Source organism: Bradyrhizobium sp. ORS 278 (assembly GCF_000026145.1).
In the GTDB taxonomy this organism is placed as follows: Bacteria; Pseudomonadota; Alphaproteobacteria; order Rhizobiales; family Xanthobacteraceae; genus Bradyrhizobium.
On record NC_009445.1, the window covers coordinates 7195402 to 7219816 of the forward strand.

At 62.1% G+C, this 24415-nt stretch carries 7 protein-coding genes; 1 reads left to right on the top strand and 6 read right to left on the bottom strand.

Features of this window, described 5'->3' with window-relative positions:
- Positions 1 to 35: 35 nt before the first annotated feature.
- On the bottom strand, positions 36 to 974 hold the full coding sequence (locus BRADO_RS32155) for a LysR family transcriptional regulator (protein ID WP_012030375.1): 939 nt from the start codon (positions 972 to 974) through the stop codon (positions 36 to 38).
- A gap of 234 nt (positions 975 to 1208) precedes the next feature.
- Between BRADO_RS32155 and BRADO_RS32160 the strand changes: the two genes are divergently transcribed.
- Positions 1209 to 2897, top strand: a complete 1689-nt coding sequence (locus BRADO_RS32160; RefSeq protein ID WP_012030376.1) for an FAD-dependent monooxygenase — start codon at positions 1209 to 1211, stop codon at positions 2895 to 2897.
- Between the two features lie 317 nt (positions 2898 to 3214).
- Here the strand turns inward: BRADO_RS32160 and BRADO_RS32165 are convergent, their stop codons facing one another.
- The 5 genes from BRADO_RS32165 to BRADO_RS32185 form a co-directional block, all read right to left on the bottom strand.
- On the bottom strand, positions 3215 to 19012 hold the full coding sequence (locus BRADO_RS32165) for an S-layer family protein (RefSeq protein WP_012030377.1): 15798 nt from the start codon (positions 19010 to 19012) through the stop codon (positions 3215 to 3217).
- Positions 19013 to 19068: 56 nt separating this feature from the next.
- Entirely contained in the window at positions 19069 to 19779 is a 711-nt protein-coding gene (locus tag BRADO_RS32170) for a DUF1629 domain-containing protein (RefSeq protein ID WP_244422934.1), read from the bottom strand.
- A gap of 240 nt (positions 19780 to 20019) precedes the next feature.
- A complete protein-coding gene (locus BRADO_RS32175; RefSeq protein ID WP_050781065.1) occupies positions 20020 to 21504 on the bottom strand; it encodes an HlyD family type I secretion periplasmic adaptor subunit in 1485 nt (494 codons plus the stop codon).
- Between the two features lie 8 nt (positions 21505 to 21512).
- Complete coding sequence (locus BRADO_RS32180) at positions 21513 to 23663, bottom strand: type I secretion system permease/ATPase (RefSeq protein ID WP_012030380.1); 2151 nt, start codon at positions 23661 to 23663, stop codon at positions 21513 to 21515.
- A 222-nt stretch (positions 23664 to 23885) separates the two neighbouring features.
- Positions 23886 to 24398: a toxin-activating lysine-acyltransferase gene (locus tag BRADO_RS32185; RefSeq protein WP_012030381.1), complete on the bottom strand. Its 513-nt coding sequence runs from the start codon at positions 24396 to 24398 to the stop codon at positions 23886 to 23888.
- Positions 24399 to 24415: the final 17 nt, after the last annotated feature.

Below are 24415 nucleotides of genomic sequence, written 5' to 3' on the forward strand. Positions count from 1 at the left end.
CTTACATTGGCAACTGGACGCCGTTTCGCCGGGGTTCAGCTCGAGCTTCGCTTGACTTTCGGCGGCGTCAACTCGACTTCCCATGGTCGTGTTTGTCCGATCGTCGACGCGAGAAACTCGAGATAGGCGCGGACGCGGAGGCTTGGAGCGATCTGCTTTGCATAGACCACGCTGATCGGAGCGGGAGCCAGCGTCCAGTCCGGCAGTATCCTCACCAGGGTTGCATCTCGGATTTCATTGGCCACCAGAAATGTCGGCACGGTCGCGATCCCGCCGGCCGTCAGGCAAACGACCTTTGCCGTGTCGGGATCGTCGATGACCATGGCCGGCACGCAGCGGACGCATTGCAGTTTGCCGTCCTTGTGGAGCTCGAGCTGATTGTCGCTGGCCGGCGGCCGCAGCTCGATCAGCTCGTGTCTGGCGAGGTCCATCGGCTTCGTCACGGAGGGGCGGCCTTTCATGTAGGCCGGCGCCGCAACGAGGCAGAATTCCATTCTGCCGAAGCTCTGCACGCCGAGATTGGGATCGACGATCGGGCCCAGCCGGATCGCGATATCCGCCTGGCCCACACCAATCACCAGTTTCGTTGCCGTCAGCTTCAGATCAACGCGAATGTTCGGATGCTGCTTGCGAAACGTGGACAGGTGCGGCGCGAGGAACATGCGGCCGAACGTGCTCGACGCTGTCACGGTGAGCAGCCCGCTTGCCCCGTCCCGATGACTGCGAATGACGTTGCTCGCCTCGATGCCATCGTCGAGCAACCGCCTCGCATATGGCAGGAAGGTTCGGCCATGGTCGGTCAATTCGAGCGTTCGTGTGGTTCTCGCCAGCAGCATGACGCCAATGTCGTCCTCCAGGCGCGCGATCTGGCGCGCCACGCTCGACTTCGGAATTTTCAGAGTCCGAGCCGCCGTCGTGAAGCTTCCGGCGCTCACGACTTCCAGAAAAACGCGCACGTCGGTGAGCTGAATCATTGTTTGCGTATTCGGGTCAATAAGTTCAGTTTTGCCGTATTGTATCAGAACGGGCGCCAGCCTACCATTCGTCCCGTCGCGGAGAGAAACCGAATTCTTTCGTGTTCATAATGGCTTGTGGGGCTCGTCGATGGCGAGCGGACGGCCGCGCTCGGCCAGACGTCGCTCAGCCGGGCCACCGGGGACGTGACGACAGGACCGCGACGGCGATCGCTGCCGAGAGGAGCCGAGAGCATGGACTTCGACACTGACGTTCTGGTGCTGGGCGCGGGACCCGTCGGGACGACGCTCGGCAACGAACTGGTCCGCCACGGGATCAAGCCCCGCATCGTCGACAGGGCACCGTCCATCCGAGAAGTTTCGAAAGCGATGATCCTGCATGTGCGCACGCAGGAGGTGCTGGACAAGGTCGGCGTCGCGTCCCGGCTCGTCAGCGAGGCGCAACCATTGACCGAAGTGGTCGTGCACGCCTATGGCAAGCACATCGGCTCCTGGGATCTCGACGACATCGACAGCGACTACAAGCATCCGCTCATCATCGGGCAAAACAAGACCCAACACGCGCTTCTCGACCTCTTGAACGCAGGCGGCGTCGACGTGCAGTGGAACACCGAGGCGATGTCGTTCGAGATGACGCCCGATGGCGTGACCACGACATTGAAGGTGACGGATCCTGTCACGCACAGCACACGTGAAGACATCGTTCGCTCCCGTTACATCTGCGGTTGCGAAGGGTCCAACAGCCTCGTGCGTCGGTCGCTCAACTTCACGTTCGAGGGCGACCGTTACACCGGCGAGCAGTTCATCCAGGCCGACTGCCGCATCAGGTGGGCGTTGCCGAAAGGCAGATCCTATCTGTTCCTGACCGCTGTCGGTTACATGATGGTGATCGAGTTTCCGAACGACGTCGTCCGGATATTCATTTCGCTGCCCGACACTCCCAACGCGGCTGGAGCGAAGGAAGCCGCAGCCCAGCTCGGTGCGGTCGAGTCCACGACCGAGGAGCCGACGCTCGAGGACATCCGCCACCATTTGACCGAGCTCTCGGGCTTCGCGTGCGAGCTGTCTGATCCGATCTGGCTCGCCCGCTATCGGACGTCGCACCGCTATGCCAATCATTTCAGCCAGGGCCGGGCCTTCATCGCCGGCGACGCGGGACATGTGCATGTGCCGATCGGCGGCCAGGGCATGAACACGGGCATCCAGGATGCGTTCAATCTCGGTTGGAAACTGGCCGGTGTCGCAAAGGGCGAACTGAAGCCGTCCGTGCTTGAGAGTTATCACGCCGAGCGCCACCCCGTGGCGGAAAGCCTGATCAAGGGCACGAATCTCGCCTACACGGGGATCCTGCACCCGAGTGAGGCGCGCCAGCACGCCGCCCGCCTGTTCGGCCCTTTCCTGATCCGCAACGAGCGGGTCCAGGACTTCATGCGCAATACGCTCGAGGAGCTGAAGATCTTCTATCCCTCATCGCCGCTCAATCTCGATCTCGGTGGCGCGACGGGACCCAGACCCGGCGAGCGCGTTCTCGATACCACGATGGTCCGGGCCTCGGACAAGAGCACGGTCACGATCAACCGTCTGACCCGCTCGCCAGGCTGGACGCTGTTGATCTTCGGCGGCCGCGACGACATGGCCCTCGACGAGGCGTTCGCATTGTCTGCCGATGTGACCGGCCGCTTCGGCAAGCTGATGACGCCCTATGTGATCGTCGCCGACAAGATCGCGCCCGAGAGCGCAGGCGGATCCGACCATATCTTGCTCGACACGCTGCATCTTGCGCATGAGCGCTACGGCGTCACGACGCCGGTGTTCTACCTCCTGCGACCCGATACCTATATCGGCGCACGCGGCCCATTGAGCGCGCGCGCCGGCCTGCTGGCGCACCTCGAGACCATCTTTGCCGAGGCAGGCTCGAACTGAGGTCTCCAACCGCGATCCATGCGCGGTGATGCTGTCGCTGAAGTCGGCCCTCTTTCCGCCATCAAAACCCAGTCGCCGCCGGCCGTGGCGGTGGGAGAGGAGCTGGGGTCGAAAATTCTTCAGGTAGCCTAACCACAGCCGAACGCAAGGACCCCGTCGCCTTCGCGATTTCGACTGTCGCACGGATCTCGTCCTGCAGTGCGACAGACAGGCCGTTCAGCTTTACGACGGCCGACAGTTCCCGCCCTCGGTGCGCGGCCAGTCGCGGTGGCGCGCACGGATCGCGATACCGGAAGCTTCAGCTTGTCGATCAAATATCACCAAGCTGCATAATTTATGTTCATAGCTACGCCATTGGGAAAAATCTCGACTCCGCCATTACCGAACGAGCCATGAGCGGCCAGATACCCCCCCGCCAAAAGATAGAGACGATCAGAATTCCCGAGAGCCATATAGCTAGCTGTTGCAGAGCCAAGGTACATGACGGAGGAATTGCCGATGTAGCCAGCATTGTTTGATCCATAAAGCCAAAGGTTCGAACTGCTTCCGGCATGGCCGGCGTCCCCAGAACCGTATACGTAAACGTTGGAAGAGTTCCCGGTCACACCGGTGTTGCTCGAACCATTCAACGTCATGCTCGAAAAGTCGCCTGAAGTGGTGTAGTTTCCGATACCGTTGATAACTTCAGTTGAGGAAGTCCCAGCAGCTGAATTGTTGGATGCGCCATTCACCGTCAATCCGGAATTGTTGCCGACTGTCGTCACATTGCCATTTCCATTGATGGTCGCGTTTGTTCCGTAGCCGGTGTGGGTTGTATTGTTCCCTGAGTTGATGGCGATCTGATCGTAAGCTCCAGTCGTAGTATTATTCGAGTTGCCAGTGATGGTGATGATCGAGCCGTCTCCGATCGTGGTGGAGTTCACTTGACCAGTAATCTGGACGTTCGACCCGCCACCAATTGTCGTCGTGTTTCCGTTGCCACTGATGATCGCCTGAGCTGATGGTCCGGCCGTCGTCGTATTTGAGCTGCCCACGACCTGAAGTAACTGCGTTTGACCCAGCGACGTTGAGTTCCCGGTGCCGCCAACGTAGATGTTTCCACCATTACCGGCGTACGTCGCATTCGAGTTGCCGACGACGCTAATGTTCTCATTGCTGCCAGCGGCATTGTAGCTGGTGGTGTTGCTCGAGCCGTTGATGGCCGCTGCCGAGCTGTCGCCCAGCCACGTCTGATTTCCGGTGCCATTCACAGTGACGCTGGAACTCGTACCGACACTTTCAGCATTGGAGTTACCGGTCACGAGCATCCAGGCCTTGGCAGCCGCTGTAACCGAATTGCTGTTGCCGTTGACGGTGACGCTGGCGCTCGCCCCCACGGTGGCACCGTTGCTGTTGCCAACCAGCTTGAGCACATCACCGCTACCACCGTTGATCGTATTGCCGGAGCCATTGGCGGTGACCGTCGAGTTGTCGCTGACAGACGCCTGCCCTGCCGTTGCTGTCGTCGCGAACGTCACATTTGAGCCGCTGCCGGTGGTCGTGCCGTCGTGAGCGCCGGCGACGATGACCGTCGAGTTGGTCCCGACCGTACTGGTATCGTAGTTGCCATTGACCTGCAGCCAGGCGGAGTAGTCCATGCTGATCTGATCATTCGATCCGTTCAGGGTCGCAGACGAACCGTATCCGGCCGTGACGGTCGCGTTGTTGCCGTTGATCGTCATGGTCGAGGTCTGACCGGCCGTGACGTTGTCCTTGGCTCCGTTCACAACCAGGGTCGACGATGCACCAGCCGTGGTCGTATTGGAGTCGCCGATCACCTGGACGGCCGCGTAGGTTCCTGCTGTCGTTGTATTGCCGCTTCCGGAAATGGTGACCGACGACGCCAGTGTCGATGTGCCATTGCCGACGTAGCTCGTATCGGCCGAGCCGCTCACAGTAAGCGCTGCGCTCGCACCCGTCGTGGTGGTGTCTTGCGAGCCCGAGACCACGACGGTGGAGCCATCTCCCACCGTGGACGTGTTGCCATTGCCCTGCACGGTGACGTTCGCCGCGCTGCCGAGCGTGAGCTTGTCCGAGGATCCGGTCACCGACGCAGATGACGTCTTGCCTCCGGACACGATATTGCCGCTGCCGGCGAGGGTGATCTTTGCCGAATCTCCGACAGACGCGTCGTTGGCGCTGCCGCCCAGCGTGAGAGTGGAGGTCGCGCCGGCAGTCACGAGAGCATTCGTGCCGGAGACGGTCGCGGTCGCGTTGGCGCCGACGGTGGCCGAATCGTAGGACCCGGCAATGTTGACCGAAATCCAGGCCGCTGCCGCACTCGAGGAGCCCAGCGTGTCGTGCGCACCGTTGAGCCAGACGCTCGAATGATCGCCCGTATAGACCGTGTCGGTGTTGCCGTTGACCGTCAACCACGCACCGGCCCCGGTATTGATCGTGTCCTGAGAACCACCGACTGTCACGGTCGCGCTATTGCCTGCCGTGATGCCGTCCAAAGTTCCATTGACGGCGACGGTCGAAGCATCGCCCACGGTTCCCTGGTTGTTGCTGCCTGTCACGACGACCGACGAGGACGCGCCCGTCGCGAAGCGGTCATTGCTGCCGGTGACCTGCAAGGAGGCATTGGCCCCGAGCGTCAGCTGATCGTTGGTTCCGCTCAGGACGCCGTGCGCGGCGGTGGTTGCGGTCACGGTGTTCTGCGTGCCGCCCTCGTCCACGGTCAGGCTCGCGCCCGCCGCGAGCATGTTGGAGGCGCCTGTGATGTTCACGTTCGCGGAATCGCCGACCGTCACGGAGTTGCCGTTGCCGGAGAGCGTCACAACGGCCTGATTGCCCGCGGCGATCGTGTTCGAAGCACCGGACACATTTGCGCTCGAGTTATCCCCGACCACCACGACGTTCTTGGTGCCGGTGACGTCCGCATGGGCATTGTTGCCGGCGACGAAGATGCCGTTGCTGCCGGTTGCCTGGATGATGGCGTTGTCGCCCTGCGTCAACCCCTTGCCCTGCTGGATGTTGTTGTTGGATCCGGTGACGGCCGCGATCGTGCCTGGTTCCAGCGTCAAGGAGCCACTGCTCATGGTGATGCTGTCGCCGTTTCCGGCAAGGTCGATCGTCGCGTTCGAACCATTGACGGTCAGGCCGTCATTATTGCCAATGAGCGTAAGGCTCGCATTATTGCCGGCGATGATCGTGTCGTTCGAGCCCACGATCACGGCATCTGCCCCGTCGGCAAGAACAATGGTCGCATTCGAAATTGCGATCACGTTTCCAGTGCCGGACACTGCAACACTGTCGTTCTTGCCGCTCGCGATCAGCGTATCCCGACCGCTCGTCGAGATCTTGTTCCCGTCCCCCGACAGGGTGATGCTCGACGCCGCCCCGAGTGCAACGGTGCCGTTGCTGATCGCAATCGAGTCGGTGGTACCGGTCACGCCAATGCTGGTGCCCGAACCACTCACCGTCACGCTGGAATTGCTCCCGACGAGATTGAGCGACGCATTGCTACCAACTGCGATGGTATCCGACGCACCGTTCAATGTTCCACCAGCGCCGTTTTCGACGCGAACGCTTGCGTTGCTTGCGGTCACGCTGGCGGCCGAACCGGCGATATCAATGGAGTTTCCGGTTCCGGTCAGAGTCAGCGTGCCGTTGGACTTGACGATCGCAGCATCATTGTTGCCGGTTGCAACGGTGCTGGCCGCCGCTTCCACGGTGATTGAACCACCGCCGATCGCAGTCGTGTTACCGGCGCCGAGGACATCGACGGCATTCGAGGTGCCGACGATGAGCGCGTTGCTGTTTGCGTTCTGCGTGATGGTGTCGCCATTGCCATTGATCACGGCCGTACCGTTACTCAAGGCAACCGAACCACCGTTCAGGTTCGCGGTCGACTGACCGCTGCCCGTACCGCTCAACGAAACTGAGACACCCAAGTCAGTCGCGGTGACCGTATCGAGACTGCCGACAGCCACAACGGTCGAATTGGCGCCAGCGGTGATCGACTGGTGATTGCCCGTCACGATGGCAGATGCGCCAACTCCAACGGTTACGGATCCATTATTGCCGCTGACACTGACGCTCGCGAAATCACCCGCCGTGACGGTCGCCGAATCTCCCGAAACCGCGAGCACGGACTGCATTCCGCCTGTGACGACCTCCGAAAGGCCTGCGACAGTCGCACTGGAGCCGTTGCCGACGCTGGTCTTGCCCTGATCGCCTGTCACTGTAACTTTGGCGCTCTTACCGGCGATTGTGGTGCTGTTGGCGCCCTTCTGCGTGATGGTCGACTTGTCGCCGGCCGACGTGGTCTCGTTGGCACCGGTGATCGTCATCGTGGCGCCGTCGCCTGCGGTCTGCGTATTGCCGTCGCCATTGACGACGAGGGTCAGTCCACTGCCGGCGTTGGTGATGTCCCCGCTCCCGGTGACGTTGACGACCGCCAACGCGCCTGCAGTGGTCGTATCGCTTGAGCCGTTGATTGTGATCGTGGACTGATCGCCAATTTTGGCTTGGTCGTTATTGCCGGTGATCGTGACCTGCTCGCTATCCTTCGCCAGGATGGTCGCGTTGGAGCCGTTGAGCGAGATCTGGGACGACGACCCGGCCGTGATGCTGCCCGCGTCTCCAGTGACGAAGACGTTTGACGAGGCGCCGACCGAGACAACTTCGCTGTTGGCGGTCGCGACGACATGCGCCTGGATCGAAGCCGTAACGCTATCGCCGGCGCCTTCGATCGTCGTCGAAAAGCCGTATCCGGCCGTGAGCGCGCTATTGGCGGCCTTGAGATCAATGGTCACGTTGTTGCCGACCGTGATCTGACCGCCCGTGCCGGCGATGGACGCGTTGACGCCGTCGTCGGTCAGAACGAGCGTGCTGCCGCCGAGCGTGATCGCCTCGGCCGTTCCGGTCACGGCAATGCTCGCGCCTTTGCCACCGCTGATGACGTCATTATTGCCGTGGACGCTGACGCTGCTGCCATCGGCCGCAGCAACGGTGCCCGCGGTGATGGTCACGGCATCCCCGCTGCCGGCAACATTGACGGTCGCCTTCGATCCCGTGACCGTCACCGTATCGTTGTTGCCCGTCAGGTTCACGATGGACAGACGTTTGGCAGTCACGGTGTCATTGTTGCCCGTGATCGACCAGGTCGCTCCCTCCGGATCGTGGAGGGTGGCGTTGCTCAGGGACACCGACAGGTTCTTGAAGTACTGCTGGTCGGTCTGCGTACCATCCTTGTTGAAGTCGATCTCCTCGACCAGGATGCCGTTGTTCTCATAGACCTTCTCGACCGCGGCGACCGTTCCGGTGCCGCTCACGAGATTGGACGTCCATCCCTGCTCGCGCGGCACCTGGGTCAGCCCCAGTTCCTCTGCACGGAGCAAGGTCAGCAGCCAACCGGCCGCGAATGCCGAATCCGGATTTTGCGCAATGAGCTGGTTGATGGCGGCCGTGTTGTCCAGGTAGGTCTCGTAGTCCTTTGCGACCTGCAGATCCGAGGCGACCGCCTCGAAGTTGCTGTCCTGCACGCGGGCTGCGGCGAAGGCTGTCGTGACGATCGGGTCGCCACCCGACAGCTGCGCCTCCTGGAGGATGGCCCAGACACTATCCTGCGCCGCCTTCGTCCAAGCCGCCGACGTGTCTCCCGAGGTCGGCAGAGACTCCGTGCCGACGCCAGGAATGTAAACGCTGGCCTGGTTCCCAGAGAATGAGAAGGTCACGTTGGGCGAGTTTCCGAACACGCCGACGGCGCCACCAATCATACTGCCGAGGAATCCTCCGCCCTGCGGTGTTGCGGTCGAACCTGTCGCCGTCGACGGCGCCACAAGGCTGAGCTGAGCACCGGTCAGGCCGATGAGCGTATCGACCATGTTGTCAACCGCTCCGGCAATTCCCATGAGCGGCGCTGCGTCTCCACCATTGTCATGAGTGGTTGAGACAACACCAAGAACACCGTTCTGCACTCCCAGCGTGACGGACGCGGACGGCGGTCCGTCGGGACCAAAGAGGTCGCCGAAGAACGTCCCCAACACGTCGCCGATGAAGGAGCCGATGAAATCTCCGATAATTCCGCCGATCGGGCCGCCAATGGCCGTGCCAATGGAAAGACCAATGTCGCCGCCAATTGTACTCCCGATCTGAGCTCCGATAGCTCCTTCGATATTCTCGGGCGCCACTACCTGCGAGCCGATATAACTACCGGCAGCCCCGCCAATCGCATTGCCGAGGTTTTGTAAAAAGTCGAGGGTATTCAAATTCTTGAACAGTTCGCCTATCGTCGACGCGTCAAGTGTGGCGGATCCGCTGAGCGCTTCCTTCGCAATGTTTTCGAGATTGCCTAAGACAGTCTTAGTGATCGCCGTGCCGGTGATCGTGAAAACCGTTCCTGCAAATCCCTTGATGCCAAGCGCCTGCGCCGCTTCTGCCACTAGCAACGAAGCCAGCAGACCGTTGACGCCATCTTTGATGCTACCGGCGTTAATGCCGAGCGCGTTGGAAGCAGAACTGATCGCCTGATCTATGGATGATACACCGTCGAGTGCATCAGCAAACGACTTTGCGAGATCGATAACGGTGCCGGGACTCTCGATCGCGTGGCTCAGCGCGCCAACCAATGTCGAGCGAGCGATACCGCCGACCAGAGAGTTGCCGCCGAGGAACGACCCGTACGCCGAACCAAGGCCAGGCGTTCCTTGCCCACCCCTTCCATTGGCATTGGTGTAGCTGGTGCTGACCGGGATGCCGTATTTATAGACCGTCTTCAGCGTCGAGCCATTGCCAGCCGTGATCGTCTCGTTGTCGAGATTGCCGATGGAATCATAGAAACGCCGGTCGACTGTGCCATTGACATTGGTCGAGGTGACCGTCTTGCTGCCGTCGATCCCGATCACACTGACCGTGGTCAGGTCGTAGCTGCCGGCATTCTTCGAATCGACTTGAACGACCTTGGTGCGGCCATCGGCGCTCAAGGTCGTGACTGCGCGATCCTTGACGCTCTTGTCGTCTTTATAGCCGGTGATCGTTGTCGAGATGCTGCCGTCAATGTTGGCTTGCGAGACGGCAACCGAGTTGAAGAACCCCGTTCCCTTGGTGTCGGTCTTGACCGTCTTGCTGTGGCGGTCCGCGCTGATGATCGTGTCGGTCTCGTCCAGCAGCTTGCCGCTGGAGTCGCGGTCCTGAGCCACCGTGAGCGTGCTGCCGTCGGCGTTCACCGTCATCGTCTCGGTGTGGCCGTAGAAGCCTTTGCCCTGCGAATCGAGCTTGGAGACCGTGCTGAGGCCGTCGGCGCTCGTCGTCACGACCGCCTGCTGGCGGATGCTGTTGTCGCTGTTGCGATCGATGATGGTTTCGGTCTTGCTGCCGTCGAGATTGATGACGGTGACATCGCTGCGGGTCCGGCTGATCGTATTGTTGCCGTTCTCGTCCTGCTGCGTGCTCTGGGTCAGGCCGTCGAAGCTCGTGGTGATCACGGTGCGGTTGAGCAGGTTGCTTCCGGCATAGTCCTCGATCGTCTGGACCTTGCTGCCGTCGGCCTGGGTGACATCGGTCTCGGTCTGGTCGACCTTGCCGTCGCCATTGGAGTCGCGCGCAATCGTGACGGTGAGCCCGTCGGCGCTGGTGGTGGTGACCGCGCGATCCCTGAGCTTGCCGTCGTCGGTGGTGTCTGTCACCGTCTGCGTCGCGCTGCCGTCCGCATTCTTGGTCGTCACTACCGTCTGATTCTGGTCGAACCGCGAATCGGAGGTCTTGCGCGTCTGCGTCGTAACCGTGCGGCCATCGGCCGACGTCGAGATGATCGTCTGCGCCTGCGGGGTGCCGTCGGCGTTGAGGTCAGTGATCGTCTCAGTGCGGCTGCCGTCGCGATTGAGAACGGTGACGTCAGTTGCCGTCTGGTTGAACGTGCCGGAGCCGGTCGTATCCCACTGCGTGGTGGTGCTGAGGCCGTTGGCGCTGACGGTCTGCACCCGCCGATTGAGCAGCGTCGTGCCGTCCTTGAATGTGCTGACGGTCTCGGTGCGGCTACCGTCCGCGTTGAGGACCGTGACGTCGGTCTGAGTCTGAGCAAAGCTGCCGGCGCCGGTGAGATCGAACTGCGTCGTCTTCGACAGGCCGTCGGCGCTGGTCGTCGTCACCGTGCGGTAGCGCAGCAGGCCGTCGGCGTTGCGCGACGCCTTGGTCTCGACGCGTGTCCCATCGGCGTTCAGCACGATGCTGTCGGTGTCGGTCTGGGCAAAGCCGCCGCTGCCGGCCGGATCGCGCTGGACCGTGGTGGTGAGCCCGTCGGCGCTCACCGTGGTCACCGTCCTGTCCCTGGGCGTGCCGTCGGCTTTGAGATCGGACACGGTCGTCACGGTCGAACCGTCGGCCATGACCTTCTGGATCTCGGTCGATGTCGCGCCGTTCACCACGCGCTGCACCGAGATCGTGCGGCTGTCGGCGCTCGTGGTGGTCACGGCCCGATCGTGGACGGAGCCATCCGCGTTCAGATCGGTGACTGTCTCCGTCTTGCTGCCGTCGCCGTTGATGATGGTGACGTCCGTCCGGGTCCGGCTGAAGCTGCCAAAGCCGGTGTCGTCCCATTGCGTCGTCTTCGACAGGCCGTCGGCGCTGGTCGTGGTCACCGTGCGATAGCGGATGGAACTGTCCGCGTTCCGGCAGGTCACCGTCTCGACCTGGCTGCCATCCACCTTGCGCAGGACGACATCGGTCTCGGTCTGGGTGAAGCTGCCCGCCCCGGTCGGATTGCGCTGAACCGTCGTCGTCAGCCCGTTCGCCGCCGTTGTGGTGATGACGCGGTCCTTCAGCGAGCCGTCACTGTTGAAGTCCGAGATCGTTTCGATCCTTGAGCCATCGGCGCCGATCAGAATCGTCTCGGTCTGGTCGACCTGACCATTGCCATCGACATCGCGGCTCACGGTCCTGGTTTCGCCGGAAGCCGAGACGGTCGTCACGACGCGATCGAGCAGCGCGCCGCTGGCTGCGAGGTCGCTGACCGTCTCCGTCCGGCTGCCGTCGGCACTGAGCACGGTGACGTCGGTCGTCGTGGTCGGAAGTCCGCTGCCCGACGGATCGGACGACGTCGTCACCGACAGCCCGTTGGCGCTGACGGTCTTGACGGTGCGGTCGAGGATCGCGCCATTGGCCGCGAGATCGGTAACGGTCTCGGTGCGGCTGCCGTCGGCATTCAGCACGGTGACGTCGGTGCGCGTGCGATCGAACCGGCCATGGCCGGTCGGATCGCTTTGCGTCGTCACGGCGAGCCCGCTGGCCGTGACGGTCGTGACGGTGCGATCCTGGACCGAGCCGTCGGCGTTGAGATCAGTGATCGTCTCGGTGCGGCTGCCATCGGCGTTGAGCACGACGACGTCGCTGCGCGTCTGGTCGAACTGTCCGTCGCCGTTGGAATCGGTTTGCGTCGTCAACGCCAGCCCATTGGCGCTGGTCGTCGTGACGCTGCGGTCCCTGACCGAGCCATCGGCATTGAGATCCGTGACGGTCTTCACGGTGCTGCCGTCGGCCTTGACGATCGTGGACTGGGTCTGCGATGCCACACCATCACCGGTCGCGTCGATCACGGCGAGCACAGAGAGACGATCGGCACTGGTGGTGATCACGCGGCGGCCCATCAGCGAGCCGTCCGCATGGGTGTCGGTCACCGTCTCGACTCGGCTACCGTCCTGGCTGAGTACCGCGACATCATACTCGTTAAAATTGAAACTTCCGACACCAAAAGAATCCTGCCGGGTCGTGCGGCTCAAGCCGTCCGCGCTGACGGTCGTAACGGTCCTGTCCTTCAGCGAGCCATCGGCATGGGTCTCGGTCACCGTCTCCGTGCGGCTGCCGTCGGCATTGCCGGCCGTGACGTCGCTCCGCACGAGGTCAAAGACGGGCTGACCATTGGCGTCGATGGCGCCCGTCGAGTCCTGTTGCGTGGTCTTGGAAAGTCCATTGGCGCTGGCCGTGACGACCGTCTCGCCCAGCAGCACGCCATCGGTCGCATAATCCGCAACGGTCGACGTCACGCTGCCGTCGGCATTCACCACCCGGGTCTGCACTTCGGTGAAGGTGCCGTTCCCCCGCGCGTCGATCTGTGTCGTCGTCGTGCGGCGATCCGAACTCGTGGTCGTGACCGTCTTCGACGCCAGCGAACCATTGGCGTTGGTTTCGGTAACCGTCTCAATGGTACTGCCGTCGGCGGACAGCACGACAACATCGGTCTTGGTCAGGTCGAAAATAGGATTCCCGTTCGCGTCCACCGCACCGGTCGTATCGTTCTCCGTCGTCTTCATCAGGCCATTGCCGCTGATCGTCGTCACCGTCCGGTCGAGCAGCGTCCCATTGGCGGTGAAATCGCTTACCGTCTCGGTCGAACTGCCGTCGGCGTTCAGCACCGTGACATCGGTTTTGGTCAGATTGAAGCTGCCCGCTCCGATCGCATCCTGCTGCGTCGTCTTGGACAGGCCATTGGTGCTGGTCGTCAATACCGTCCGATCCAGCAGCGTCCCGTTGGCGCTGAAATCGCTTAACGTCTCGGTTCTGCTGCCGTCCGCATTCAGCACCGTGACGTCGGTGCGGGTCTGATCGAAAATCGCATGGCCAGTCGCATCGGCCGCGCCGGTCGAATCCCGTTGCGTGGTCTTCGAAAGTCCATTGGCGCTGGTCGTGGTCGCCGTCGCGCTCAGCAACGCGCCGTTGGCCGCATAGTCCGCGACCGTCTCCGTCACGTCGCCGTTGGCGTTCACGATCCGGCTCTGCACCTCGTTGAAGGTGCCGTCGCCTCGCGAGTCGATCTGCGTCGTACTGGTGCGCCGGTCCGAACTGGTGGTCGTCACCGTTTTCGACGCCAGCGAGCCGTCGGCGTTGATGTCCGTGACAGTTTCGACGGCGGACCCGTCGGCGTTCAGCACGATGACATCGGTCTCGGTCAGATCGAAGATGGGATTGCCGTTCACGTCCACCGCACCGGTCGTATCCAGCTGGGTCGTTTTCGACAGACCATTGCCGCTGGTGGTCATCACCGTCCGGTCCAGCAACGCCCCGTTGGCACTGAAATTGCTCACCGTCTCGGTCGAACTGCCGTCGGCGTTCAGCACCGCCACGTCGGTCTTGGTTCGATCAAAAACGGGAGTACCGTTAGCATCCACGGCACCGGTGGAATCCTGCTGCGTCGTCTTGGCCAGTCCATTGGCGCTGGTCGTGACGACCGTCTCGCCCAGCAGCATGCCATTGGCTGCATAATCCGCAACCGTTGACGCCACGCTGCCGTCGGCATTCACCACCCGGGTCTGCACTTCGGTGAAGGTGCCGTTCCCGCGCGCGTCGATCCGCGTCGTCGTGGTGCGGCGATCCGAACTCGTGGTGGTCACCGTCTTCGACGCCAGCGAACCATTGGCGTTGGTGTCCATAACCGTCTCGGTCGAACTGCCATCGGCGTTCAGCATCGTGACATCGGTTTCGGTCAAGTCGAAAACGGGATTGCCGTTCGCGTCCACCGTGCCGGTCGTATCCTTCTGCGTCCTCTTCGTCAGGCCATTGCCGCTGATGGTCACCACCGTCCGATCGAGCAGCGTCCCATTGGCGGTGAAATCGCTTGCCGTCTCGGTCGAACTGCCATCGGCGTTCAGCACCGTGATGTCGGTTTTGGTCAGATTGAAGCTGCCCGCCCCGATCGTATCCTGCTGTGTCGTCTTGGACAGGCCATTGGCGCTGGTCGTCGTTACCATCCGATCCAGCAGAGTACCATTGGCGCCGAAATCGCTTAATGTCTCGGTTCTGCTGCCGTCCGCGTTCAGCACCGTGACATCGGTGCGGGTCTGATCGAAAATCGCATTACCAGTCGCATCCGCCGCACCGCTCGTATCCCGCTGCGTCGTCTTCGACAGTCCATTGGCGCTGGTTGTGGTCACCGTCGCACCCAGCAGCGCCCCATTAGCGGCATAATCCGCGACCGCCACTGTCACGTCACCATTGGCGTTCACGACCCGGCTCCGGACCTCGTTGAAGGTGCCGTCGCCCCGCGAATCGATCTGCGTCGTTGTAGTGCGCCGGTCCGAACTCGTGGTCGTCACCGTCTTCGACGCCAGCGAGCCGTTGGCGTTGACGTCCGTGACCGTCTCGACGGCGGACCCGTCGGCGTTCAGCACCGTGACATCGGTCTCGGTCAGGTCGAAGATAGGATTGCCGTTCACGGCAACCGCGCCGGTCGTATCCAGCTGCGTCGTTTTCGACAGACCATTGCCGCTGGTGGTCGTCACCGTCCGGTCCAGCAACGTGCCGTTGACAGTGAAATCGCTCACCGTCTCGGTCGAACTGCCGTCGGCGTTCAGCACCGTGACGTCAACCTTCGTCTGGTCGAAGATCGGACTGCCATTGGCATCCACGGTACCGGTCGAGTCCTGCTGCGTCTTGGTCGAAAGTCCGTCGGCACTCGTGGTCGTAACCGTGCGCGACCGCAACGACCCGTCCGCATTGAACCGCGTCAGCATATCGACGCTCGACCCATTTGCGGTCGGAGCTACGGTTTCGACCGAGTCGAAGTGGCCATCGCCGTTGCTGTCGATCTGCACCGTCCGCGTCTTGCCGTCCTGGCTGCGCGTCGTGATCGATTGATCACGCAGCGACCCGTCGGCGTTGCGGTCGGTCACCGTCTCGGTCCGGCTGCCGTCCGCATTGACGACCGTTACATCCGACGTCGCAAGATCGAAGGTGCCGTTGCCGGTCGAATCCGTCTGGGTCGTCTTCGACAGTCCGTCGGCGCTCAGCGCCGTAACCAGCATCTGGCGCAGTGATCCGTCGGCATTCAGGATCTTCTGGGTGGTGAGCGTACTTCCGTCGCTATTGATTACGATCGCTTCGGTCTCGATCGTATCGAAACTGCCACTGCCGGAATTGTCGGTCTGGATCGTCCTGGTCAGGTGATCGGCGCTGGTTTGCGTCACGACCTTCTTCGCCAGCGAGCCATCGGCACTCAGATCTGATACGGTCTCGGTTCTGCTGCCGTCCGAATTGACTGTGGTAACGTCGGTCTTGATCCGATCGAACACGCCGCTGCCGCTGGAATCGATCCGCGAGGTCTTCGACAGGCCGTCAACGCTGGTTGTCGCGACGTTGCGATCCTTGAGCGAGCCGTTCGCATTGAAGTCGGAGATCGTGACGGTCAGATTACCGGCCGCATCCCGGGCATCGACCTCGACCTGGTCGAATATGCCACTGCCGGTCCTATCCCGCTCGATGGTGACTGTCTTCAGGTCGGCACTCGTGATGGTCACCGTGCGGTCGAGGATATGGCTGCCGCTACCGTCGAAATCCGTGACCGTCTTGGTGGTGCTGCCGTCGGCGTTGGCGACAGTGACATCGGTCTGAATACTGTCGATCACGCCGTTGCCGGCGGAGTCCTTGGCGACGCGGACGGATCGTCCGTCGGCGCTGGTGGTGGTGATGATTTCGCTGGCAAGGCTGCCGTCAGCGTTGAGAGCTTTGCTGTCGATCGTGGTCGAACCGTCGGCATTGTGCGCCGTCGTGCTCTGAACCAGATAGCCGTTCGAATCGTAGGCGAAGCTGACGTCGGCGGCGGTGCCGGTGGTGCCGTCCGCTCTGGTGAAGGTGGTCTCGCCGTGGATCGACGAGCCGTCCGGCAGCACAGTCGACTGATTGTTATCGATCAGATTGATCGAAGTAATGCCGAGCTGGCTCAAGGTCTCGAAGGTCGTGGTGCCGTCGGCATTGGTCACCATCACGCCGAACTTGCCCCACGTGGCATCGCTGGCATCGAGCTTGCCGTCGTGATTGGTGTCGAACACGTCCTCCAGCGCTTGCATGTCCGAGGTCGCAGTCGCGTCCCACATGGTGAAATCGAACGCCATCGGCGAGCTGATGGTGCCGGAGCCGGCTGCGTCATAGACCAGCACGCCATTGCCGGCGCCGGCCCACGCGGTGCGGTTCTTGAGCCCGCTCCCCGTCATGTCCTCGAACGTGTTGGAGGAGCCCAGCTGGGTGATGTTGACGCCCTTGCCCGTGAGATCGAGCACGACGGGCGCGACGGAGGTATCACTCGAGATCAGATCGGTGCTGTCGTTGACCACCCCGGCGTCATTGTTGGGCAGCGTCAACTCATAAGTTCGAAGATCGATTGCCTTGAGGTTGATCGCCGACGAGGACGTCCCCGCCGTCGGCCAGACGCCGAGGGCCAGCCAAGGCGAAACCCCTCCTGTCACCACGCTCGTGGCGATCGGATTTGCGAAGGGGTTGCCGTACTCGGTACCCGTCCCATAGGTCGTGCTCGGGCTACCGAGCCAGCCCAGCGCGCTCTGAGGGAGGCTCGTATCCGCAGACGGCGCGAAGGTATTAGGAGCACGAAAAGTCTGATCGACACTACCATCAAAACTAGAGACGACCGACCTGTCCCCCCATGTGTTCGAAACGACCGAATAGCCGACGGGTGTACCGGAGCTCGCCATCTCGGCATTCAACCGCAGGGCACGAGCCGACGCCGGATCGTTCTGCTGCAGATTGTTGTACCACCGGTTAGCGTATACACCCAGATCTATGGCGGAGCCCAGCCCATAACCCACGGTGGTGCCAAGCCCTGGCGAACCGAATATCGTTCCGACGCCGGCACCGATGAGCCCGTAGCCAATGACATTCCGGTTGGCATCGAATGCTTGAGCAGCATTCGAATTCGGTGAGAAAATGCTCTGCCCTTGAGACCAATCTTGGCCTGCTCCGTAGGCAATTTGGCTACCACTCGCAAGAAGGCCTACCGGGCCGAAGGCATCTCCTGCAATCGCTGCCCCTAGCGCTGCACGCCCCCAGATTCCAACTTCTGCTCCTGCGGATGCAGCGCCATATGTGAAGGCTCCCCACTGTCCCACTTCCATCGGGATAGAGTATGACGCCGCGGAGCCAAACTGCGGACTGGTGTAGCCGTACTGATTGCCCGTCGATATGAGATTGTATCCGTCGTAGAGAGTGAAAGCAGCCAACCCTCCCACTCCCAACGACGTTTGCAGCCGGCCGGCTCCGGCCTCCAGTGCTGCTGCAGCTGCATCTGCGCCACCGGCGGGCTCCAGGCGCAGACCATCCGGCGACGCACCGGGAGCGCCTCCCAGATCTCCGCCTTGAATCCTTGGCATCGACAGATCGCCGGAAGGATCGACGAGAGCAGGCTCGCCGCGACCGCTGGAAGGCGGCGGACTAGCCGTCATCGCTGGCTCGCCAAGTGTGGGAGGACGATCGAGAGGCGCAAATGGAGGCTCGCCGAAAGCGCCGCGGCTGTCGTTAGGAACAAGCGGAGATTCGGCGGGGATCAGTTCCGGCGGCTGGTTGTGAGAGCGTGTTGCGGTGTCGGCGGGAGCTTCGAAATTTAGCTGCCAGTCAGCCGGTATCCGTGTAGCTCCTTGGCTGGGCGCCAACACGTCCAAAAGCCCCTTGAGGTCCGAGGGGCTCGCCTTACTGCCAAAGAGGGTTAAATTGTGCCGGGAAGCAACATCGAGCAGGGTCGACATTTTTTCTGGGGTATTGAAGGAGGCCCAACGTATATCGGCACCTGCGTTCTCCAGGTCTTGCAGATGTGAGCGAAAGGCACCAATCTCGTCGCTCTGTCTCAGCGCTCCAAATGGGGACCTATCCGCCGGAGTACCGTAGACGTCGGCGATGTGGGCTGGGGAAATCTGGTAGAGCGGCAAACGTCCCGAGTCGACCGCCATCCTCGTGACGTCGCGCAGATCAGTCGCCAGGTTTGCGGCCCTTTCAATCACCCCTTCGCGAAAGCTGATCATCTCAGTATCGGGCACGATTTTGCCCGTGCCGTCCAGACGCGTGAAACTAGCCGGATCAGAATTCATCAGATCGAGGTTCGAGATACCGTATTTGTTCAGCGAACTTCCAAACTCATCCAAGATTTGGTTTTGAACTTTATCAATTGGCGCATGATTACTGGCATGCCGGGGCGTGCCCGTCGCGTTTGCCAGTACATTGGGGTTGGCCAAGAAGCTCGTATTGAAAGGCGACTCGATGTCGAAACGCCCTGCGCCGATCAAAAATTGCGCGACTTCGTTGTCGAGTCCAACGTCCTGTTGAAACCAGTGGTGCAATTGGATTACTGCGCGCTCGGCCACGACCCGTTCTCCCCATCATTCAATCAGTCATTCTTGATCGTGCAATCGATCCAGCATCATTTCTGAATTGGCTCGAATTCGAAGCCCTGGATCTGCTCGGCCTTCAACGCTGCGACGACGATGTCGTCGACAATCAGTGTACTATCCGCGTAGATAAGCCGGAACGCGTGCGCCTCCCCCACGATATCCGGCCGCATGCTCACATCGATCAATCCAAGGTAGTTTTTTACGCCAGGCAGATCGTCTTGATAGGCGATGATTGAATGTTCCTCGTCAACGCAGTCGAGCATCCGCATGAAGTAGACGAGCCAATAGTCGGGCCCAGCTTCGGGAAAATTGCTGTAGTCGACCTCGACCTTCTGAAAGACGAACGCCTCTGGATCCAACCGTTCGAAAAGTAACTTTAGGCGATCCGTAATCAGCCAGCTGCTCAGCGCGAATGGTGCGGCGTCACGTAGCGTCGTTCGTCCCCGCTTGCGGTCGAACCTGATCCGCGGCGGTTTCGAAAACCGTATTCCGCGAAAGGGTTGATCGGGATGAGGATAGAATCCGACCATCTGTTCGGTTCGATTCAGCCATTGATGTCCGGGCGCCTTGGCCGTGGCGTTGAAATCCGGCTTGAGCGCAAAGTACTTTCGCGGCCAGTAAGGCAGATGCTTGGCTTGGTCGCCCATGAACCTCTCCTGCGATGGCGAATGCTGGCGAGCTGGCCCGGCCAATCCGGAGAGCTCGCCCGTTGCAGCATTTAGACCAACCATTGCTTTCATGGCCACAGTGCTCCAGAGAGTTTTTTCGCACTTCACAAATTGCAACCTCGCCGACCCGGCGGTTTGTCAGACCAGTCGGCGTGGTCAGATGTTAGAGATCTTCCGCGTTCAGAAAACAGGTTGGACATGGCGAACCTCTATCTATTCTTGCTGTTGGTGCGCTGATGCGCCGTGCAAACGTGGGTTCTTGCTTTTTAAAAGGTCTCGCAAGAACATCGTCGCTACGCCGGAGATGTCCCATCACCGCTCCCTCCCCGCTTCCTTCACCGCCTGCACCACCGGCGACAGCAGATATTCGATCACCCGGCGCTCGCCGGTCTTGATCTCGGCGGAGACGCGCATGCCGGGACGGATCGGCTCGTGACGGCCGTTGACCTCGATCCAGTCCTGCGCCAGCGTGACCTTGGCGGGATAAGACAGCTCCGGCGGCGCGCCGGGCAAATTGGCCGACTGCGTCATCAGCGCAGCCGTGCTTCCGGGCGGAGCGTTCGGCGAAGTCGCGGCGTCACGGCCCAGCTTGCGGACGCGGCCATGGACGAGGCCGAAGCGGGTGAACGGAAACGCCTCCAGCTTCACCTCGACGTCCTGGCCTTCGCTGACGAAGCCGATGTCCTTGTTCGCGATCAGGCAGTCGACCTCGATGCCGGTGCCGTCGGGCACGATAGTCATCAGCGTATCGGCGGTGGTGACTACCGCGCCCGGCGTATGAATCTTCAGGCCCTGCACGCTGCCGTCGACGGGCGCCACGAGACGGCGATAGCTCTCCTTCTGCCGCGCCTTGGTCAGGTCCTGGTCGAGCTGCGCGACCTTGGTCAGCGCCTTGGTGCGCCGGTCGGTCGCATCGGCGAGATACCCCGCGGCGGCCTCCGCGAGCCGCGCCTTGAGCGCGCGGATCTCGGCCTGGATCTGATCGACATTGACTTGCGCAGCGCGCAGTTCGGCACGCTTCTCGACCAGCTGCTGCTCGCTTTCCAGCACCGGGGGACGCGCGCCGTAGCCCTTCTCGAACAACCCCTTTGCGACGTCGTTCTTTTCCTGCAGCAGCGGGATCGTCAGTTGCACGCGCTCGATCTGCGCGTCGTTGGCCTCCAGCGCGGCACTCTTTTGCGCGATGTCGGCGAGATAGGCCGCCGTGGTCGCCAGATGCTTCTCGATCTCGCGCCTGGCCTGATCGCGGCTTTGCGTGACCAGCACCGGATCGGCATCGGCCGGCGGCCGAAACTCCTCCTCCGCATTGCGCGTCAGCAGCACCCGGGCGACCTCGGCGTCGAGCGCGGCCTGCGCGCGGACCGAGCGCAGCGAATCGAGATCCGCGCGGGCCTCAGTGGGGTCGAGATCGACCAGCAGCTGACCGGCCCGGACGTGATCGCCCTCGTCGACATGGATGGCGCGGATCATGGCCGTCTCCAGCGGCTGCACCACCTTGACCTGCCCGAGCGGCACCACCTTGCCATCGGCCACCGCGACCATGTCGAGATGCGACAGCGAGGCCCAGGCGATCGCACCGACGATGATCGCGCACAGCGTGGCCGCGGTGAGGCGCAAGGTCGGCGACAGCGGTGTCTCGATCACTTCGAGCGCCGCGGGAAGGAACTCGCGCTCCTCGGCATTCAGCCGGACCGGCTTGCCGGGGAACGCCATCACCTTGGCCGCAGGCTTGGCTGCGGCCTGCGGCTCGGCGGATGTCGCAGTGTCGGTGTTGCGCAACGGCGTCGGTTCAACCATGGCCCGCCTCACCCCACCGCTTGGCGCACGAGATTGGCGTACAGGCCGTTATGCGTCATCAGCGCATCATGTGTGCCGGCCTCGGCGAGCCGACCGCGCTCCATGACGATGATGCGGTCGGCATTGCGCACGGTGGAGAGCCGGTGCGCGACCACCAGCACCGTGCGGCCCTGGCAGATCGCCCGCATGTTGCTCTGGATGATGCGCTCGCTCTCATAGTCGAGCGCTGACGTCGCCTCGTCGAAGATCAAGATGCGCGGATTGGTCACCAGGGCGCGGGCGATGGCAATGCGCTGGCGCTGGCCGCCGGAGAGATTGGCGCCGCGCTCCTCCAGCACGGTGTCGTAGCCATGCGGCAGCTCCAGGATGAATTCATGCGCGCCGGCGAGCTGCGCCGCGCGCATGACCTGCTCCAAGGGCATCGACGGATCGATCAGCGCGATGTTCTCGCGGACCGAGCGGTTGAACAGCACATTCTCCTGCAGGACGACGCCGATCTGGCGGCGCAGCCAGGCCGGATCGAGCAGCGCGATGTCGATGCCATCGACCAGCACGCGGCCGCGCTCGGGTATGTAGAGCCGCTGCAAGAGCTTGGTCAGGGTCGACTTGCCGGAGCCGGAGCGACCGACCAGGCCCACCACCTCTCCCGCGCGGATGTCGAGCGAGAGATCGCGCAGGATCTCCGGCATGCCCGGGCGATAACGGAAGACGATGCTCTCGAAGCGGATGTGGCCCTGCACCGGCGGCAGGTTCTGCCGCGCGCTGGCGACAGCACGCTCGGTCGGCGTGTTGATGATGTCGCCGAGCCGTTCGATGGACAGCCGGAACTGCTGAAAATCCTGCCAGAGCTGGGCAAGACGCAAGACCGGCCCGGAGATCTGTCCGGCCAGCATGTTGAAGGCCACGAATTCACCGATTGTCATCGTGCCCGAGATCACGGCCTGCGCGCCGAACCACAGCAGCGCCGCCGAGGTCACCTTGTTCACCAGCGAGACGAGCTGCGAGCCGGTGGCGCCGAGTGTCACCACGCGCAGCGAGGCACCGATATAGCCGGCGAGCTGCTCCTCCCAGCGCTGGCGCACCTGCGGCTCGACGGCCATCGCCTTCAACGTCTGGATGCCGGCCAGGCTCTCGACCAGCAGCGACTGGTTGACCGCGCCGCGCTGGAACTTCTCCTGCACGCGCGCCTTCAGGGCTGGCGTAATTCCGACCGAGATCGCCGCGTAGCAGGGAATCGACAGCACCACGACGAGCGTGAGCTGCGGGCTGTACCAGAACATGACCACGAGAAAGAGCAGTCCGAACACCACGTCGAGCACGAGCGTCAGGGCCGATGAGGTGATGAACTGGCGGACGTTCTCCAGCTCGCGGACTCGCGCCACGGTCTGCCCGGTCGCCCGGCTCTCGAAATAGCCGATCGGCAGCGCGACAAGATGCCGGAACAACAGCGAGCCCAGCATCGCGTCCATCCGGCTCGTCGTGTGGGCGAAGGCATAGGTGCGCAGCCAGTTCAGCGCGACGTCGGCGAGATTGATCAGCAGCAGCCCGATCACCAGCACCTCGAGCGTGGTCAGCGCCCGATGCACCAGCACCTTGTCGATCACCACCTGAAAGAACAGCGGCGACACCAGCGCGACCAGCTGGATGAACACCGAAATCACCAGCACCTCGGCCAGGATGCGTGCGAAGCGCTTGACGACGGGGAGGAACCATTTCAGGCCGAAGCCTATGACATCACCGGCGAGGCGATCACGCTTCACAACCAGCAGGATTTCGCCGGTCCACTGTTGCGCCAGCTCTTCCAAGGTCCAGGACAGCGGCGGACCACCCGCCAGCCCCACCAGCACGCCCGTCTCCGTGCGACGGCCAATGACGAAGAAGCCGCCGTCAGCGCGCCTGGCAATCACCGGCAACGACAACGCTTGAATGCGGCCGACTGACGAACGACTGAGTCGCGCCTTCAGACCCTCTCCCTTCGCAATGCGCAGCAGATCATGACTTTCTGCAACGCAGCCGGGCTTCAGATATTCGCGGCGCGCGCGCTCGATGTCGAACGCTTCGCCCGCAATCGCCAAAACCAATCCCAGACAGCCGAGCCCCGTGTCCGCAACACCGGAACCGTTCACTTGCTGGCCGGCGTTGCCCCCAACGTCCGCCATCTGCTCCCATCCACTCGCAATCTAAACGCGAGTATTTACCGAAACACTCTCAACCTCTACTCAGTCCCACAACTTTCCGTAGACTGATTGTTTCTCGCCTGTCAATGCAGACATATATCGAAACAGGAAAGCTGACAGTTTGCGATCGATACGCGACCGCAGACTGCACGTCCTGCAAGCGGACGAAGGTGAGCCCGCAGCAGAACTCTCAAAGGTTGAGAATCAGGAATTCGCCTGCGGCACGATCTCGACGGTCTGCCTGCCCTGTGCAGTCCATCGATGCATCTTGTAGGTCTTGCCTTTCAGCGCAGTTTCGCCGAGCTCCTTGAGCGCGAGTTCCTGCTGTCCGAACGGCGCGTGCAAGTCGATCAGCCAGAGCCGATCACCGCTTTTCCAGTCGGTCGGCGCAAGCCGCGGGTTGGGTTCCTGCAATCGCGCTTCTGCTTCTTCGGAAAGGTAGGCCCACGCTGCGAAGGCGACGATGTGATCGCCGGCGCGGAACAGCCGATACTGATTGAGAAGGATCGGCGGCAGCACCATCCACTCGAGGTCCGCGAGGAAGACGTGCCGATAGCGCGGCATGTTCATCATCAGCCACACAACCTGGCCGAGCACCGCATCCGGCGGAGGATTGCGCGGGATGTTCGGCGACGTTGGTTGAGCCGTGTCTTCGCCAGCGCCTCCATGAGCCCGTGAGTTGCCACCTGCAGCTTCAGTCTTGGCCGTTTCGGTCATCTGTCACATCTCCCTTT